The sequence below is a fragment of the Bradyrhizobium sp. C-145 genome (assembly GCF_023375135.1).
GTDB classification, from domain to species: domain Bacteria; phylum Pseudomonadota; class Alphaproteobacteria; order Rhizobiales; family Xanthobacteraceae; genus Bradyrhizobium; species Bradyrhizobium zhanjiangense.
On record NZ_CP088150.1, the window covers coordinates 3,177,113 to 3,192,208 of the forward strand.

The following is a 15,096-nucleotide window of genomic DNA, read 5'->3' on the forward strand; positions in this document are numbered from 1 at the left end:
GGAACGGCATCCTTCGCGAGAGAATTCTGGCAGTTTCCAAAGGAAGTGAAGCGACCGCGTTAACCAATTGGTCATGGTCGTGCGAGGGTCGGGTAACCGCGGATTAACCATAGATATTTACGGTGGAGCTGGCCACTGAACAGTGTTCGCCAGTTGAATCCGAGTAGAGTCCATGACGTTCGGTCGCCGCGCAGACCCGACAAGTTCCGGATCGACCGGCGTTGCCGCGTCGTGGAGCCGAAATTCGTCGAGCGCTGAGGCTGCCGGTGCCGCTGCACGCCTTGGCGGTGTGTTCACTGCCGCCGGTGCGCTCTCCTTCCTTCGCGAAAACGCTCGGCGGATCTTGACGCTCGCGCTCGCGATCTTCGCGCTTGGCGCCGTCGTTCTCCTGGTGCTTCCGGTCCGGTTCGCAGCGACCGCGCTGGTCGTCGTCGATCCCCGCGAGCAGCGCGTGACCACGGAGCAGGACGTTTTGCCGGGCATAGGGCAGGATAGCGCCGCGCTGCAAAGCCTGGTCGAAGTGGCGAAGTCCGACGGCTTTCTCGAGCCGCTGATCGAGCAGCTCAAGGTCCGCGATGACGAAGACATTTCCGGCGGCTACACCGCCCCCGCGCGCCTGCTCGAGCGCTTCCGCAACCGTCTCGACATTTCCCGTCGCGGGCTGACCTATGTCATCGCCATCCGCTTCACCTCGAACCGACCGGAGCGGGCTGCCTACTATGCCAACGCCATTGCCGAGGCGTTCGTCGCCAGACAGAGCCGCATTCGCACCGAGGCGACCGACGAGGCTGCCGACTGGCTCGGCAGCCGGCTCAAAACACTGAGCGACCGGTTGAAGGCGTCCGAAGACGCCGTTGCCACATTCAAGCTCGAGCATAGGATCGTCAACGCCGGCAAGGACGCCACGACCCAGCAATTGCGGGTGACCGAGCTGTCGCAGCAGGTGGCTGCTGCGCGCGCGCGGACCGAGGAGGCCAAAGCCCGTTACGAGCAGGCGCAGCGCGATGTGAAGGCGAAGGTCGAGGGCCCCGTCAAGCAGGATCTTTTGAGCGCATTGCGAGCCCAGCGGTCGGCGCTCAATGATCAAATCGCGCAGAAGCGGGCGGTGCTCGGCGATCGCCATCCCGACCTCGTGATGTCGTACGGCCAGCTGAACGATCTGAACAGGCAGATCGAGATCGAGCGGACCAAGGGTATCGACACCGCGAAGTCGGAATATGAAGCCCAGCGCGATCAGCAGAAGGCTCTGGAAGGCCAGATGAAGGCGGCTGAATCGCAGCTTCTGGTCGACGGGCAGGCTCTGGTCCGGCTCCAGGAGCTACAGCGCGACGCCGAGGCCAACAGAAATATCTACGAGCAGTTCCTTTCGCGGTCCAAGACGACGAATGAACAGCGCCTGTTGCAGAGTTCTCAGACCAAGGTCGCCTCGCCCGCCATTCCGCCGCTTCGCTCCACCCTTCCGCCGCTGTCTTTGCTGCTCGCTGCGCTCGCGATCGGTTCGCTGCTGACATCGACGGCGGTCGTGGCGGCAACGGGACGCAGATCGGACAAATCCGCTCCGGACGTTCGCGCCCCCGATCCGGCTCCGCGCCAGCCCGGGGCGTGGTCACGTCCGCCCGTGTGGGCCCGCGTTCCCGACCTGCCTCCTGGCGAGGTCCCGAGAAACATCTGGCAAAGCCCGGTGTCTGCGACGAGTGAACTCAATCTCGGTCCCCATCTGCGTCCGCTGCTCGACATGCTGGAGAAATTGCCGGAAGGCCGGGGCAAGGTTGCGCTTGTGATGTCGGTCGGGAAACGGGCCGGCGGCAACACGGTCGCGCGGTCGCTGAATCGGTGGGCGCTGAACGGGGGAAAGCTGAGCGTCCTGATCCGGGTCGAGCCGGATCTCGGTGGTGCCGGGACCAGCCTCGCCATGGCGCCGGCGGATGGCGCGACCGCGGCGGATTTTCGCAGCATCGACGAGCTTCTGAACGTCAGCAAGGGGCCCGAGTCGTCGCCCGCAGACGATATTCGTTCAGAGTTCGATCTGATCGTCGTCCATGCCACTTCACTGGCCTTGCAGCCGGAGGCGGCGGCGCTGGCCGCTCATGCTGATCTCGTCATCCTGGTCGCCTGTGAAGACGCAATCGATTCAGCCGCAATGCGCAGGGTGACGGCCGCGCTCTCTCGCTTTGGCGGCGTGCCGACCGGGATCGTCGTCAATCGTGTGCCGGCAGACCCGTCGTCGGCTCAACGTCGGGGTGAAGCGCTCGGCCTGGCTGGTTGACGGTCGTTCGGCGCCGCGCGGCCGAGCCGTGCCTGCCACGGTTGAACCGGAGCCTAGTCGCCCGCGTCGGCGCCGCCGACTGCATAGGTGCCGCGTTTCGATCCACCGAAGCGCAAGAGCACGAGAATTGAAGGATCAACCCCGGTTCGCCTGCGACAGAGAACGTTGAGCGCGATGGTCGCAAGCGCCAGCGACACCGTGGCCGAGATTGCTGCGCCAAGCACGCCGAGCCAGGGAATCAGCACGAGAAATCCGACCAGCCGCAACGCCACGTTCGCCGCGACGACGGGGACATAGATGCGCTCATGGCCGGTGAGCTGCAATATCGCCGCAGAGGGACCGCCCGCTGCTTGAAACGCCGTTCCGATCGCGAGCACGATCAGGACCCAATGCTGTGCGGCGAAGTGGGGTCCGAACAGGTTGAGAAGATGAGGGCCGCCAATCCAGATCAGGAAGAGCCCGCTGACCACGCAAAGCGCGGTCACTTCCGCCATCAGCTGCAACGTCCGCTCGAATTCCTGAAGGTTCTTGCTGAAGTGCAGCGAAGGAAGCCGGCGCGCCCCGAAACTGTACAGCGCGGCCGACAACATGGCGAAGATGTTGGCAAGGCGCGAGGCAGCGAAATAGATGCCGGCGGTCGCGGGATCCAGCATCCAGTAAACCAGAATGACGTCGAAATACTGGTTTGCGGCTTCGAGGACGGAGGCGATCCAGAAATGAAGCGCGCTCGATCTCCAGCGGCCCGTCTCGGACTGCGCCGCCGTGCCGCGGAGATCCGGCAGAGCTCGCGCGATCGAAACGACCTGCGCGGCCAGGCCAACCGACATCGCGATCGTCATCACCGCGAACAATTCGGCGGGGTCGAGTTGGCGATGGCCGAACATGATTGCGAGCAGAAACAGGACGACGCCGACCCGCCAGAAGAACTCCCTGTTTCCCTCCCCCATGAGGATGCTGACCAGCGAGCGCGCAACCTGGCTGCCGAGCATCACACCTGCATTCACGGCGGTGTAGGCGGACACGGCGAGGATCAGCAGCCACCAGTCGCCCTTCACGTTCGCCGCGATCGCGATTGCACCGATCACAACCAGCATCGCGACGGAGGAAAGCTTCAGGCTCGACAGCAGCACGCCCTTGGTGAGGTCGGGCCGATTTCCCACCTGATACTCGTTCAGGAAGCGTACGAGGAGCGATTCCTGGCCGACCAGGCCCACGACCGATGCGATCTGGGCGACTGAAAGCCAGGTCGCAAAGATGCCGAAGCCATCGGGCGACATCGTTCGTGCCGCAAGCGAGAACAATGCAAACGCAAGTGCGCCGCTACCAACCTTGAGAAGGATGGTTCCGACGACACCGCGCGTCACGTCGCGCCGCATGAACTGGATGATGGATTCGATCATGAACGTTAAGGAGCAACTCTCCCCGAAAGAGCTACGTGCCGATACCGGCGCCAGCCTAGCATGCCGAAAAACCGCGAGTGTTAATGAGCGGCCTCGAGGATCTTGCCGGCCACGACGACGTCGCGGCCAGGCCAGTTGCTTCACGGTGGTACATCGCCGTCTCCATTGTCCCACATAGAGCAAAGCCCGGCTCGGCCGAATGGCGGCATAGGGCCGCATCGACGGCCGAAGACAGCACGATCAGCCGTCTGAATGCGGAATGGCTCGCCGGAATGGCCCCGATCTGCCCAAAACGCGGACTTTGCAGAGTCTCCTGAGCAAAGCTCGTGCCGGGACATCGCAGCTCCAGATCGGTCCTCCCTTCATTAACCTCGATCTGCGGAAATGATCGCGTTTGGCCCTGCGATGCGACATCAGGCGAGAAAATTGCAGATGGGGCCACGTTAACCGTGGGAGCCTGGATATGACGACGGACAGAACCGTGAGCGAGCTGATCGCCGCTGCCGGGGGTGTGACGATCGCGACGGACATTGCGATCGTCGGCGGCGGCCTTGCGGGATCGCTGGCGGCAGCCGTTCTTGCGCGGGCAGGGCATCGCGTTGTTCTGGTGGATAAGCGCGCGGTCTATCCGGACGAATTCCGGGTCGAAAAGATCGGAGGCCACCAGCTGGAGGCGTTCCGCAGGCTGGGCTTTATCCGTGGTCTCGAAAGCGCCGCCTGTCCATACGATCGCGTGCTCAACATCAGGGAAGGCAAGGTGGTCGATGTCAGCGTCGGTCAGGCTTATGGGCTTCCCTATGCCGATCTCGTCGCTATGGCGCGCGGCCAGCTACCTGATGCATCCAGCCTGATCGTCGACGAGGTCACTGCGATTAGCTGTAGCGACGACGTCCAGCATCTCGAGCTTGCCTCCGGACGGCGCGTCACTGCGCGCCTCATCGTTCTGGCCACGGGCATGGCAGGAGTTCTCGGCTACAAACTCGGCATCAGGCGGCGCGTGCTGGCCGCGGGTCACTCGGTCTCGTTCGGCTTCACGATCTCCCGCCGTGATGGCGCTCCGTTCGATTTCAAGGCGCTGACCTGTTACGGCGAACGCACCGCTGATGGCGTCGACTACCTCAGCCTGTTTCCGGTACGCGCGGGTATGAGGGCGAACCTCTTCATGTTCCGCGACCCGGCCGATCCGATCATGCGCGATCTGCGTCGCGAGACGGAAGCGACGGTTCTGCGCCTTCTGCCGGGATTGCAGACTTATCTCGGCGATTTTCGCGTGGTCGACCGGATACGGAACTGGGTGATGGACCTCTCCGTCGTCGAGGGGCACCTTCAGCCTGGTGTCGTGCTCATCGGTGACGCGTTCCAGACCAACTGTCCTGCCGCCGGCACCGGCGTCGCGCGGCTGCTGGTGGACGTCGAGCGTCTTTGCACCGAATATGCGCCGCGGTGGCTCATGACTCCCGGCATGAGCCGGGAAAAGATCTCGGAATTCTACGCCGATCGCGACAAGATCGCGGCAGACCAGCAGTCACTGAAGATGGCGCGATTCCGCCAGGCCCTGACCTCGCGCGACGATATCGGCTGGGATGTACGGCGGCGGTTGCACTTCCTGCGACGCAGTATCACCCATCGGGTCGATCAAATGCGGCCAGGCTGGCTCGCGCATGTCCGCAGCGCACTTCGTGCGTGACTGCCGCGACCGTCGGCGCCTCGCGCTCGTCAGCGCGTCGGCGTTGAGGTGCGGGGCGGCAGGAGCCTGAACTCCGACATGCGCTTGACGGCCAGTTTGAGCCAGGGTGCCTGCTTCAGTGCGAACAACGCGACGGCGCCTGCGGTGCTGCCGGCCTGCGTGACCGCCCACATCGGCGATGGCTGCCCGCCGAACAGTTTCTTGTACGGCTCATCACCTATGGTGAAGTCGAGCATCTGGTCCCCGCGCTCGATGCAATCCCTCGCCACCTGCTCGAACATCAGCGCCCCCAGGGACTGGCTCTTGTATCCGGCAATGTCGAACGCGCTCATGATGACATGGTAGGTGCCGCGGTGGCACAATCCCAGCACGGCGGCGATCACGTCGCCGTCCATCTTCATGGCATAAAGCCGCACAAAGGAGCCGAGGCCGCGAAGCGCCACCTCGGAATAGAAGTCGAAATATTCGGGGCGCTGGAGCAGGTCGCCGTCGCCTTGTGACTGAAATCGGGGGCCGCGAAATTTCTTCATTACCTCCAGCGCGTCAAGCGTGGAGGCGCTGTCATTGCAGCACGAGAAGCTCAACGCGCCCTTTTTCTGGAGCTGACGATATTTCTTCGCGAGCTCCTTCTGATAAGAGCGATCCATCGTACTGGCCCGCCATTGCTCGAACGGCGCGACGAGGACGGTCGCGTAGGCATTGGTGTCCATCGAGACGCGGCGGGGTGCAGCCAGCAGGTTCTCGATCGGAAGCCGTCCGTCGGGAAGCTTGGTCGTGCGGAGCAGGTCGAACGGGTGGAGGAGGCCTCTAAGCTCCGCGCATGCGCTCTCGTCCGCGAGCAGTTGGGAGAATACTGTCGGGCTGCAAACCGGCGCCAAATAGTCGGAGACGCGGAGGTCGGCGAATTCCACTGTCCGTATCGGACCACGCCGGATCCGCAGCAGGGGCAGCACCATTGCAGGGGCACGCGTCGTGCGGTGACGGACCACGACAATCAGAGGGGTTGCCCCCGCATGAGACGCCAGCCTGGTGTAGAGGCTGTGCAGCCAGAGTGGGTGCTGGAACGCGGTGGCGGCGGAATTTTCGAACAGTTCTGCGTATTCCGGAGAGAGAAGGTCGAACGCCTGCTCGATGGCGATATCGAACGTGCTGCTGGATCTGTTCATGCGCAACCAAGGAAACCAGATAATTCGTGAAATTCGATCGAGCTCGATCCGCGCTTTATAGCAGGGTCGTTACGGGCGAGACACCGGCGGGGTGCGAATTGCATTAATGTGCCGCGCCGGGTCTCATATCGTTACCAAATTCTTAAACTCCGGCATCGTGTGGGCTGGGAGCGCCGGAGATCGACCCGCGCTAGCAAATTATTAACCGCGATTAAGGAAGGTCGGTTCATGGCCAGCCTGCAGACCGAGGTGGATTCCGGGGCACTCGAGAGCGCGTTCTGGGAGGCGCGCAGCGTTGGCGTTGAGAAGATTGCCAGAATTGCAATCAGCTGCTCGATCACCATCAATGTGGTGGCATCGATGGGCATCTTCAACGTCGCGCTCCTGCCGGCGGAGCTGAGCTTTGTGCAACAGGCCGTGGCGCTCCTGATGTGGGGCGTCCTCATCTACGCAAGTGCATTCGTGCGCCCGCGCCTGCGCTTGCAGTTCAATCCCGATTTGATCGCGCTGCTCGCATTCTACACCTTCGCCGTCATCTCCGTGTTCTGGTCGAGCCTGAGCGCGGCAGCGCTCATGAAGAGTGCGGCGCTTGCCATGACGACCTTCGGCGCATTCTGTCTTATCACGCGCCTCGAGATGGACGAGATTGTGAAGGCCACGGCCCTCGGCCTGTTCATATTGGTCGCCGCATCGGCCTTCTGTGCGCTTGCCGTGCCCGAGATTGGGATAGACCAAACCTGGATGCACAGCGGCCAATGGCAGGGCGTCTATGAATCGAAGCAGACGCTCGGCTTTGTCGGCGCGTATCTGATGTTTTTTGCCTGTTATCTTAAGATGAAGGGGCAGAGGTGGCCGACGTTCCTCGTCGTGTTCCTGCTGGCCTCAACCTGCGTCCTCGCGTCGGAATCGCGCGGTGCCGGCGCTGTTGCCCTGGCGGCCTGTGCATTGCTCGTGACCTCGATGTGGTCTGTCGGCTGCATGAGGGTCTATGCGGTCCTGCCGTTCGTCATGTGCCTCCTGGCCGGGATCCTGTTTCTTTATTTTTACGTCACGGGCTATGACGCCATCCATGTCGGCGATGCGACCATCGATTTCACCGAGCGAACGTTCATCTGGCACTACGCCATCAGCCATTTCGACGATGCGCCGTTGCTCGGCTTCGGGATCAACGGCTTTTGGACGGTCCCGTCGATCTACGATTATTTCGAACAGAACCACGGCTGGGTGCTGGACAATTATCACAGCGGCTACATCGCGATCCTGATGGAAACAGGGTTTCTGGGATATGTGCTTTTCGCTGCGAGCGTTGTTCTGTTCTCGAGCAAGATTCTCGATCTGATTTCGACCAGATCCATCGATCGTTCGCACTGCGCTCTCATCATTGGATTTGTCGTGCTCAGCTTTCAGACCAATTTTACGGAGACGACATTCCTCCGTTCGACGATGTTCACGTCGGTGCTGCTCGTCTCGTTCTTCTTTGCGACGTGCAGGTCGATGCCACAGGCCGACTTCCAGTCCTTGCAAATGGACGCAAGATGACCGCCATGCGCGCTCGGCGGCCGGGGAGCGTCGTGCTGGCGGCAACGGCACTCTTCGTTGCATCGCTCTTCTCCGACGCTCACGGAGCCGAGCGGGCCAATTCCCGCGACCTGCCGAAACTCGGGCGCGGCATCAATATTCTCGGCTACGATGGAATCTGGGAAGGCGGCCACAACGCGCCGTTCCGCCTGGACAATTTGACGACGATCAAGAAGGCCGGGTTCTCGCACGTCAGGATCAATTTCTTCGGCTTCAAGTTCATGAGCCCGGAGAATGTTTTGGATGAGATCGTCCTGAGGCGGCTCGATGTCGTCATCGAGGAGGTCCTCGCGAGGGGCCTCATTCCTGTCGTCGACGAGCATGACACGCACATTTGCCAAAGCGACGTTGCCGGATGCACTGAGAAGCTCAAGTCGTTCTGGCGGCAGATATCCGAGCGCTATGCCGGGAAGTACCCCACGCTCGTCTTCGAGGTCCTGAATGAGCCTGGTGGGCACATGACGTCCGCCAGCTGGAATTCACTGCTCAACGAGTGTCTCGGCATCATCCGCCGCACCAACCCCGAGCGGCCGGTCATTGCCGCCGCTCTCAACACGGATGATATCCCTGCCGACGAGCTGACTCTGCCGGCCGAGGACAGGAAGCTCATTGTCACGTTTCACTACTACGCGCCCATACGGTTCACGCACCAAGGTGCTCCATGGTCTGCAACTTTCTCGAAAATAGGTCCCCTAGATTGGGGCACTCCGGATGACGAAGCGAGAGCTGCCGCCGATTTCAGGAAGATGAGTCTCTGGGCGGAGAGAGAGAAGCGCCCCATCTATCTCGGCGAATTCGGGGTGTACGAGCGCGCTCCGTCCGACAGTCGTTTGCGATACCTCTCCTTCATGGCGAGAAGCGCCGACAGACTTGGCTGGTCATGGGCTTATTGGCAGTTCGACCATGATTTTGCGGCCTTCGACAGTGCGCGTCAGGCCTGGAAGCCGGGCATCCTGCGCGCCTTGATCCCGCCGCCGCATTGAAGCGGCGGTTCGTTCGCAACGGCATCAGAAATTCGCAGCCATTGCAGCGAGGCGTTTAGAGGCCCGTTCTCGGGCGGCTTCAAGCGATTGCCGCGGCCCGATGGTCGGCCCGATCGCGACGAAACGGACATCATTGATGCCAATGAAGCGCAGGATTTCCCGCAAGTAGGGCGTCGCCATGTCGATACGGCCGCGGTTCATGCCGGTGGAAAAGTCGCTGCCGCTGGCGAGGACCACCAGTGTCGGCCGGTCCTTCAGCAGCGGGATATATCCCTGCGACGGATCGAAACGAAAGGTGAGCCCGGGCTGGACGATGATGTCGATGAACTGCTTCAGCTTGTAGGGGATGCCGAAGTTCCACATCGGCGTCGAGATCAACACGCGATCGGCGAGTGAAAAGCGCAGCGCCATGCGCTCGGCCTCGGCAAACCTGTCGCGTTGAGGATCGTTGAAGCGATGGCCGTTCATGCGTGCGTATTTGGCTTCGAGGATGGGGCCAGCGAACTCAGGCATCTGCTCGCGCCAGAGATCCATGACATCGATGTCCCAATCGGGATGGGCCTGACGAAAGTGCTCAATGAAGACTAGCGCGCCGGCACTCGATTCCGAGTCGGGGCGAGGCGAGCAGGAGAGGTGCAGGAGCTTCGGCACCGCGCGTCATCCCAGCGCCCTGATGACCGTATCCGCCCTGGTCACGACCGCGACGTTTTGCATGGCAAAATTGATCGAGGCGTTGTGCCAGTCGGCGTTCATGGTCGAGCAGCAATCCTCGGGCACGATCATGAAATAGCCCTTGTCGGCGCCGGTGCGCGCGGTGTGTTCGACCGACATGTTGGTCCAGGCACCGGTATTGATGATCATGTCGCGCCCCGTCGCTTTCAGGATCGTCTCCAGCCGCGTGCCCTCCCACGCGCTCATGCGCATCTTCTCGACGACGAAGTCGCCGGGCCGCGGCTCGAGGCCCGATACCGGCGCCGCACCCCAGCTTCCGCGCACCATCGCCTTGCTGTCGACGAGGCCCTCGAACAGCGGCGCGTTCAGCGTGACGCCGGGCGCGCCAGGTTCGACGATGAACCAGACATGGATGATGGCGACGCCGCGGGCGCGCGCGGTCTCGGCGAGGCGGCGGACGTTGTCCACCACATGCTGCTGGCGCGCATGCCCGGGGGCGCCGGATTCGGCGAAGGCGCCGCCGTCCATGATGACGTCGTTCTGGAGGTCCTGGATGATCATCGCGCAACGCTGCGGATCGAGCCGCATCTCGCCCTCGGCGAGGATGGGTGCCGCTGGCGCGGAGCTTGGCGCCGCGCCGCCGCCGCTTCGCCGGCCGCTCATATAGGGCTCGTGCCGCGGGCCGACCTTGGTCGGGATCGCGTAAACCGAATGGGTCGAGGTCAGATACAGCGTGCGGAAGTCTGGACCGCCCCAGGCAAGGTTGGCGACGAGCTCCGGCACGCGGACCTTGCCGAGCAGCTCGCCGCGCGGCGAGTAGATCCAGACGCCGCCGGGCGCGGTGACCCAGACATTGCCGTGCTGGTCGCACTTCATGCCGTCGGGCACGCCCGGCTCGAGCTCGGAGCGGATGCCGCTTGCGAACACGCGCGCGTTCGACAGTGAGCCGTCACTATCGACGTCAAAGACGCGGATCAGCGCCTGCACGGTGTCGTTGACATAAAGCAGATTCTCGTCCGGCGAGAAGCACAGTCCGTTCGGCTGATCGAACAGGTTGCGGTCGACGACGAGCTTCGGCTCGCCGCCGGGCACGACGCGATAGACGCCCTGAAAGCCGAGCTGGCGTGGCCGCTCGACGCCATAGACCGGCATGCGGCCATACCAGGGATCGGAGAAATAGATCGCGCCGGAAGAGTGGACGCAGACATCGTTCGGGCTGTTGAGCTCCTGACCCTGGAAATGCGAAGCCAGCACCTCCCGCCGCCCGTCCGGCCGCTCGCGGACCAGCGACGACGTCGTGTGCTCGCAGACGATCAAATTGAGCTCGGCATCGTAGGTCAGGCCGTTGCACTTGTTCGACGGACGCTTGACCTCCACGACACCACGCCGCGCATCCCAGCGCCGCCGCACGTCGCCTGGCATATCCGAGAACAGGAGGTAGTGATCGACCGGATGCCAGACCGGTCCTTCCGTGAAGTCGAAGCCGGTGCCAACTTGCGCGACGGGCGCGTACGGGTCGATCAGGGTCTCGAACTCGGAGCGCAAGGTGACGTGCGTCATCGGTCGATATCCTCAGGTCACGTCAAGCCGGGAACCAGTTGCGTTGGGGCAGGGACTGCACGATGGGTCCGGGGACCTGGTCGTGCAGCCGCCCGACGACATTGCCGCCTTCGATCTTGGCGGGGCGATCGTGCACCGGCAGCAGATAACGCGAATTGCTGAGCAGCTTCTTGATCGCCGCCTTTTCTGCGCGCTTGCTGGTACCGTGGTTGCCGGTGGTGCGCGGCTCCCAATCATGGATCTCGTTGAAGGGCGTGACGATCTGGTCGTTGAAGTCGTAGATCACGTCGCCACAAATGGTGGCGATGCCGTCGGCGGTGTGAACGATGATGTTCATCGAGCCCTCGGTATGGGCGTTGGCGGCATCGCAATAGACGCCGGGCATCAGCTCGATCGGGCCGGTGACCTCGAGATCCAGAAAGCGCAGCGCGCTCTTGGTGTGTAGGCGGTCGATCAGGTGCTTGATGTCGGGTGCCGGATATTGCGGATGCATCAGGCCGGAGACGGAATATTCGAGCTCCCTGCGGTTGAGGACGACGGTCGTGTTCATCGGGAACAGATCGTCCTTGCCGGCGTGGTCGATGTGCAGATGCGTATGGCAGACGAAGCGGACGTCGCCCATGCGTACGCCGTGGCGCGCGAGCTGGTTCTCGATCATGTTTTCATGATATTGCAGGCCGCGCATGCCCAGCGTTTCCATGATCTGGTTGGAGCGATAGCCGGTGTCGACCACGACCGGATATTGGCCGCCGAGGATCAGGAAGCCCAGGGTGAGGACGCGGCGCGTGCGGCCGCAATCGCGGCCGAGCACCAGGAAGCTCGATTCCAGCTCGATGTCGCCATAGTCCAGGATCTTGATTTCCAGCGCCATTCGCTGCCCTCCCTCATCTGTTTCTTGTCTATCAAAGCCGATAAACGCGCGTCGCAGTGGTCCTGAAGATCGCGTCCTGCTGCGCCGAGCTCAACGGCGCGGCCGCCGCGCGAAACGCATCGACCAGCTCGCGATAGCTGGTCCACAACTTCTCGATCGGGAAATTGGAGCCGAACAGGCAGCGCTCGGCGCCGAAGATCGCAACGGTATCGGCGAGCACGGCGGCGATGTGCGCGGGATCGTTGCGATGGATGAAGGTGCCGAGGCCGGAGAGCTTTGAGACCACGTTCGGGCAGGTCGCAAGGCGCGCCATGCCGGCGCGCCAGGCGGCGCGGCCTGCCGGCGAGAGGTCCTCCAGCATGCCGGCATGCTGGAGGACGAAGGTCACCTCTGGACAAGCTTCGGCCAGCTCCGCTGCCACTGGCATCTGCGGCGTGAACACCTGCAAATCAAAGCTCCAGCCATAGTCGGCGAGATGCGCGATGTTGCGGCGGACCACTGGATCGGCGCAGAGATCGGCGCGGGCCGCAAAGCGGTAGAGCGGGTTCTCGTGCCAGTGCAGCTGCATGCGCGCGCCGCGCACGAGCGGATAGCGCTTGAGGCGATCGAGCTGGGGCCGGACGTCCTCGACGGCAAAATTGGCATAGGCGATGATCGCGTGCGGCCAGCCGTGTTCGTCGGCGGTCTGCTGCACCCAGGCGGCCTCGTCCTCGAAACGGTCGTTGGCCCAGTTGGTCTGCACATAGACCGAGCGGGTGACGCCGCTGCCCTTGAGGTCGTCGAGATACTCCTGGATCGGATAGTCGCGCCGGATCGGTTCATAGGGGCCGAAGATGCGCGGCTGCATGGGGCCGATCAGCCAGGGCAGGTCGGCTTGCCGCCAGATATGATGATGGCCGTCGACAATTTCGGTCACGCCGCTCTCCTTCGTCCCAATGCCAGAATGTGCGCGACGATCGACGCGCTCGAACCGCCATCCACGAGGTCATCGACGAAGCGCTCGATGGCCATGAGCGCTTCCGTCTGCGGGCGGAAGGCCGGGCTCGTGGCAAGCGGCGTCAGCCAGCTCAAGCGCCAGGCCCGCCGCGACAATTTAGCGACGGCGTCGCGAAGTGCGTCACCTTCGCCGCGCTCGAGCCCGTCGGAGACGATCACTACGGCGGCGCCGCGCGCATAGCCGTCGAACCGTGGCACGGCGAGGAAGGCTTGCAGTGCGTCGCCGATGCGGGTGCCGCCGTCCCAATCGCTGACGAGGTGGGCGGCCGCGTTCAACGCCTGCTCGCGACGCTTCAGCCGCAACGGACGGGTGACGCGCGTCAGCCGCGTGCCGAAGGTGAAGACCTCGACATTGGGCGCCGCCTGCACCAGCGCATGTGCGAGCTTCATGTTGTCTTCGGTGCGACTCTTCATCGAGCCGGACACATCGATCAGCAGCAATATTTTGCGTGGGCGCTGCCGCCGCTTGAGGTGACCGAGCCGCAAGATCTCGCCGTCGCTGCGGACAGTATCGCGCAACGTGCGGCGAAGGTCGGCAAACGGTCCGCGGCGAGTTCGCATGCGCCGGTGACCACGTCGTCGCGGCAGACGTCGCGGTGCTTCGCGCGCCAGGCGGCGTAGCGCGTCCATGGTCGGACTCACTCCAAAGCGGCGCTCGACCAGGGCCTCGGTCCGGGTCGCGGTGAGGCCGGACTCGCTCGCCTCGTCGGAGAGCAGGGGCTCCTCGTCGCCACGGCCCTCTTCCTGGAGCCGGACCGTCTCGTCGTCCTCGCCCTCGTCATCGCGCGCAATCGTCTCGGTGCCGCGGAAGTGCAGATCGAACAGCCGGTCGAAGGTGGCACGCCGTTCGGGCGGCGGAGCCAGCGTCGCCAGTGCAGCTTGTCGGATATCCTCGATGCTATCAGGGCCGAGCAGCTCGATAGCCGCCAAGAACGTCGTGGTCTGCTCCGGTGCCACGGCAAAGCCGTTCGCGCGCAGCAGCGGGACGAAGGCGACGAAGACGCGTGCGGCACGCGGAAGCTGCAGATCGGTGCTCATACGGTCGCCTCCGCGAGCATGGCGTCGAGCCGTGGCGAGATGAAATGCAGGTCTTCCTCGTCCTTCAGCGCCACGCCGATCGAGCGCTTGAATGCGTCTGGCCAGCGGGCGCCGCCTTTGTGAAGTAACGTCGCGGCCTCGGCCCAGTCCACGGCTTCGGCGATCCCTGGGGCCTTGCTGAGCGGTTCGCGCCGCAGCCTTTCGACGGCTGCAACGACGGCGCGCGCCGTGGCCTCGGCAACGCTGGAAGCGCGCATCATGATGATGCGTGCTTCGCGCTCCGCGGTCGGATAGTCGATCCAGTGATAGACGCAGCGGCGGCGCAGGGCTTCGTGCAGATCGCGCGTCCGGTTCGATGTCAGCACGACCACGGGGCGCTCCGCCGCGCGCACCGTGCCGCGCTCGGGAATCGAGATCTGGAAGTCGGAGAGGAATTCGAGCAGGAAGGCCTCGAACTCCTGATCGGCGCGGTCGATTTCGTCGATCAGCAGCACGGTGGAACCGGGCGCGCGGAGCGCCGCCAGCATCGGCCGCTCGATCAGGAACGTCTCGCCATAGATGTCGATGCTCTCGTCGCCGGCCTGGCGGATCGCCAGCATCTGGCGCGGGTAGTTCCACTCATAGAGCGCGGCGGACGCGTCGATGCCCTCGTAGCATTGCAGGCGGATAAGGCGGCGGCCGAGCACCGCAGCGATCGCCTTTGCGGCCTCCGTCTTGCCGACGCCCGGCGCCCCCTCCAGCAACAGCGGCTTGCCCAGTGCGAGCCCGAGATAGGCGGCGGTCGCCAGTCCCTCGTCGGCGAGGTAATAGGCCGCCCGCAGCGCCTTCTCCAGCGCCTCCGCGCTGTCGATGCCGACGATGTTGCTGCGAACCGCCACG

Annotated in this window: 12 protein-coding genes; 4 read left to right on the forward strand and 8 right to left on the reverse strand. The window is 63.5% G+C overall.

Going from position 1 to position 15,096, the window contains the following annotated elements; all coding sequences use genetic code 11:
- Window positions 1–172: 172 nt before the first annotated feature.
- Window positions 173–2,266: a GumC family protein gene (locus LRP30_RS14665; protein ID WP_249760781.1), complete on the forward strand. Its 2,094-nt coding sequence runs from the start codon at window positions 173–175 to the stop codon at window positions 2,264–2,266.
- A 53-nt stretch (window positions 2,267–2,319) separates the two neighbouring features.
- Here the strand turns inward: LRP30_RS14665 and LRP30_RS14670 are convergent, their stop codons facing one another.
- Complete coding sequence (locus tag LRP30_RS14670) at window positions 2,320–3,666, reverse strand: polysaccharide biosynthesis C-terminal domain-containing protein (RefSeq protein WP_249760782.1); 1,347 nt, start codon at window positions 3,664–3,666, stop codon at window positions 2,320–2,322.
- Window positions 3,667–4,129: 463 nt separating this feature from the next.
- Here LRP30_RS14670 and LRP30_RS14675 point away from each other — a divergent pair, with 463 nt between their 5' ends.
- Window positions 4,130–5,353, forward strand: coding sequence for an NAD(P)/FAD-dependent oxidoreductase (locus LRP30_RS14675; protein ID WP_249760783.1), 1,224 nt, complete (start codon window positions 4,130–4,132; stop codon window positions 5,351–5,353).
- Window positions 5,354–5,382: 29 nt separating this feature from the next.
- Here the strand turns inward: LRP30_RS14675 and LRP30_RS14680 are convergent, their stop codons facing one another.
- The gene (locus LRP30_RS14680; protein ID WP_249760784.1) at window positions 5,383–6,519 is read right to left on the reverse strand and encodes a GNAT family N-acetyltransferase; all 1,137 of its coding nucleotides are present in this window, start codon (window positions 6,517–6,519) and stop codon (window positions 5,383–5,385) included.
- 228 nt (window positions 6,520–6,747) lie between these two features.
- Between LRP30_RS14680 and LRP30_RS14685 the strand changes: the two genes are divergently transcribed.
- Both LRP30_RS14685 and LRP30_RS14690 read left to right on the forward strand, forming a co-directional pair.
- Entirely contained in the window at window positions 6,748–8,058 is a 1,311-nt protein-coding gene (locus LRP30_RS14685; RefSeq protein WP_249760785.1) for an O-antigen ligase family protein, read from the forward strand.
- Window positions 8,055–9,080: a glycoside hydrolase family 5 protein gene (locus tag LRP30_RS14690; protein WP_249761756.1), complete on the forward strand. Its 1,026-nt coding sequence runs from the start codon at window positions 8,055–8,057 to the stop codon at window positions 9,078–9,080. The genes LRP30_RS14685 and LRP30_RS14690 overlap by 4 nt, the downstream gene beginning before the upstream one ends.
- Window positions 9,081–9,104: 24 nt before the next feature.
- Here LRP30_RS14690 and LRP30_RS14695 read toward each other — a convergent pair whose 3' ends face one another.
- Genes LRP30_RS14695 through LRP30_RS14720 form a run of 6 tightly spaced genes read right to left on the reverse strand, consistent with a single transcriptional unit; the run spans window position 9,105 to window position 15,095 of the window.
- Window positions 9,105–9,731 (reverse strand): NAD(P)H-dependent oxidoreductase, encoded by a 627-nt coding sequence (locus LRP30_RS14695; RefSeq protein ID WP_128947801.1) that lies wholly within the window; start codon window positions 9,729–9,731, stop codon window positions 9,105–9,107.
- Between the two features lie 6 nt (window positions 9,732–9,737).
- The gene (locus LRP30_RS14700) at window positions 9,738–11,312 is read right to left on the reverse strand and encodes an isochorismatase family protein (protein WP_249760786.1); all 1,575 of its coding nucleotides are present in this window, start codon (window positions 11,310–11,312) and stop codon (window positions 9,738–9,740) included.
- A gap of 22 nt (window positions 11,313–11,334) precedes the next feature.
- On the reverse strand, window positions 11,335–12,183 hold the full coding sequence (locus LRP30_RS14705) for an MBL fold metallo-hydrolase (protein ID WP_249760787.1): 849 nt from the start codon (window positions 12,181–12,183) through the stop codon (window positions 11,335–11,337).
- A 31-nt stretch (window positions 12,184–12,214) separates the two neighbouring features.
- Complete coding sequence (locus LRP30_RS14710) at window positions 12,215–13,099, reverse strand: amidohydrolase family protein (protein ID WP_249760788.1); 885 nt, start codon at window positions 13,097–13,099, stop codon at window positions 12,215–12,217.
- Entirely contained in the window at window positions 13,096–14,217 is a 1,122-nt protein-coding gene (locus LRP30_RS14715; RefSeq protein WP_249760789.1) for a VWA domain-containing protein, read from the reverse strand. Before LRP30_RS14715 ends, LRP30_RS14710 begins: the two co-directional genes overlap by 4 nt.
- Window positions 14,214–15,095 carry a MoxR family ATPase gene (locus LRP30_RS14720; protein ID WP_249760790.1) on the reverse strand — a complete coding sequence of 294 codons (882 nt, stop codon included), beginning with the start codon at window positions 15,093–15,095 and terminating at the stop codon, window positions 14,214–14,216. The genes LRP30_RS14715 and LRP30_RS14720 overlap by 4 nt, the downstream gene beginning before the upstream one ends.
- Window position 15,096 lies beyond the last annotated feature (1 nt).

What these genes read in the sequence shown, in the direction of transcription:
- LRP30_RS14715 (WP_249760789.1), bottom strand. Translation starts at nt 14,217, where the DNA reads ATGAGCACCGATCTGCAGCTTCCGCGTGCCGCACGCGTCTTCGTCGCC.
- LRP30_RS14670 (WP_249760782.1), bottom strand. Translation starts at nt 3,666, where the DNA reads ATGATCGAATCCATCATCCAGTTCATGCGGCGCGACGTGACGCGCGGT.
- LRP30_RS14675 (WP_249760783.1), top strand. Translation starts at nt 4,130, where the DNA reads ATGACGACGGACAGAACCGTGAGCGAGCTGATCGCCGCTGCCGGGGGT.
- LRP30_RS14685 (WP_249760785.1), top strand. Translation starts at nt 6,748, where the DNA reads ATGGCCAGCCTGCAGACCGAGGTGGATTCCGGGGCACTCGAGAGCGCG.
- LRP30_RS14680 (WP_249760784.1), bottom strand. Translation starts at nt 6,519, where the DNA reads ATGAACAGATCCAGCAGCACGTTCGATATCGCCATCGAGCAGGCGTTC.
- LRP30_RS14705 (WP_249760787.1), bottom strand. Translation starts at nt 12,183, where the DNA reads ATGGCGCTGGAAATCAAGATCCTGGACTATGGCGACATCGAGCTGGAA.
- LRP30_RS14700 (WP_249760786.1), bottom strand. Translation starts at nt 11,312, where the DNA reads ATGACGCACGTCACCTTGCGCTCCGAGTTCGAGACCCTGATCGACCCG.
- LRP30_RS14690 (WP_249761756.1), top strand. Translation starts at nt 8,055, where the DNA reads ATGACCGCCATGCGCGCTCGGCGGCCGGGGAGCGTCGTGCTGGCGGCA.
- LRP30_RS14665 (WP_249760781.1), top strand. Translation starts at nt 173, where the DNA reads ATGACGTTCGGTCGCCGCGCAGACCCGACAAGTTCCGGATCGACCGGC.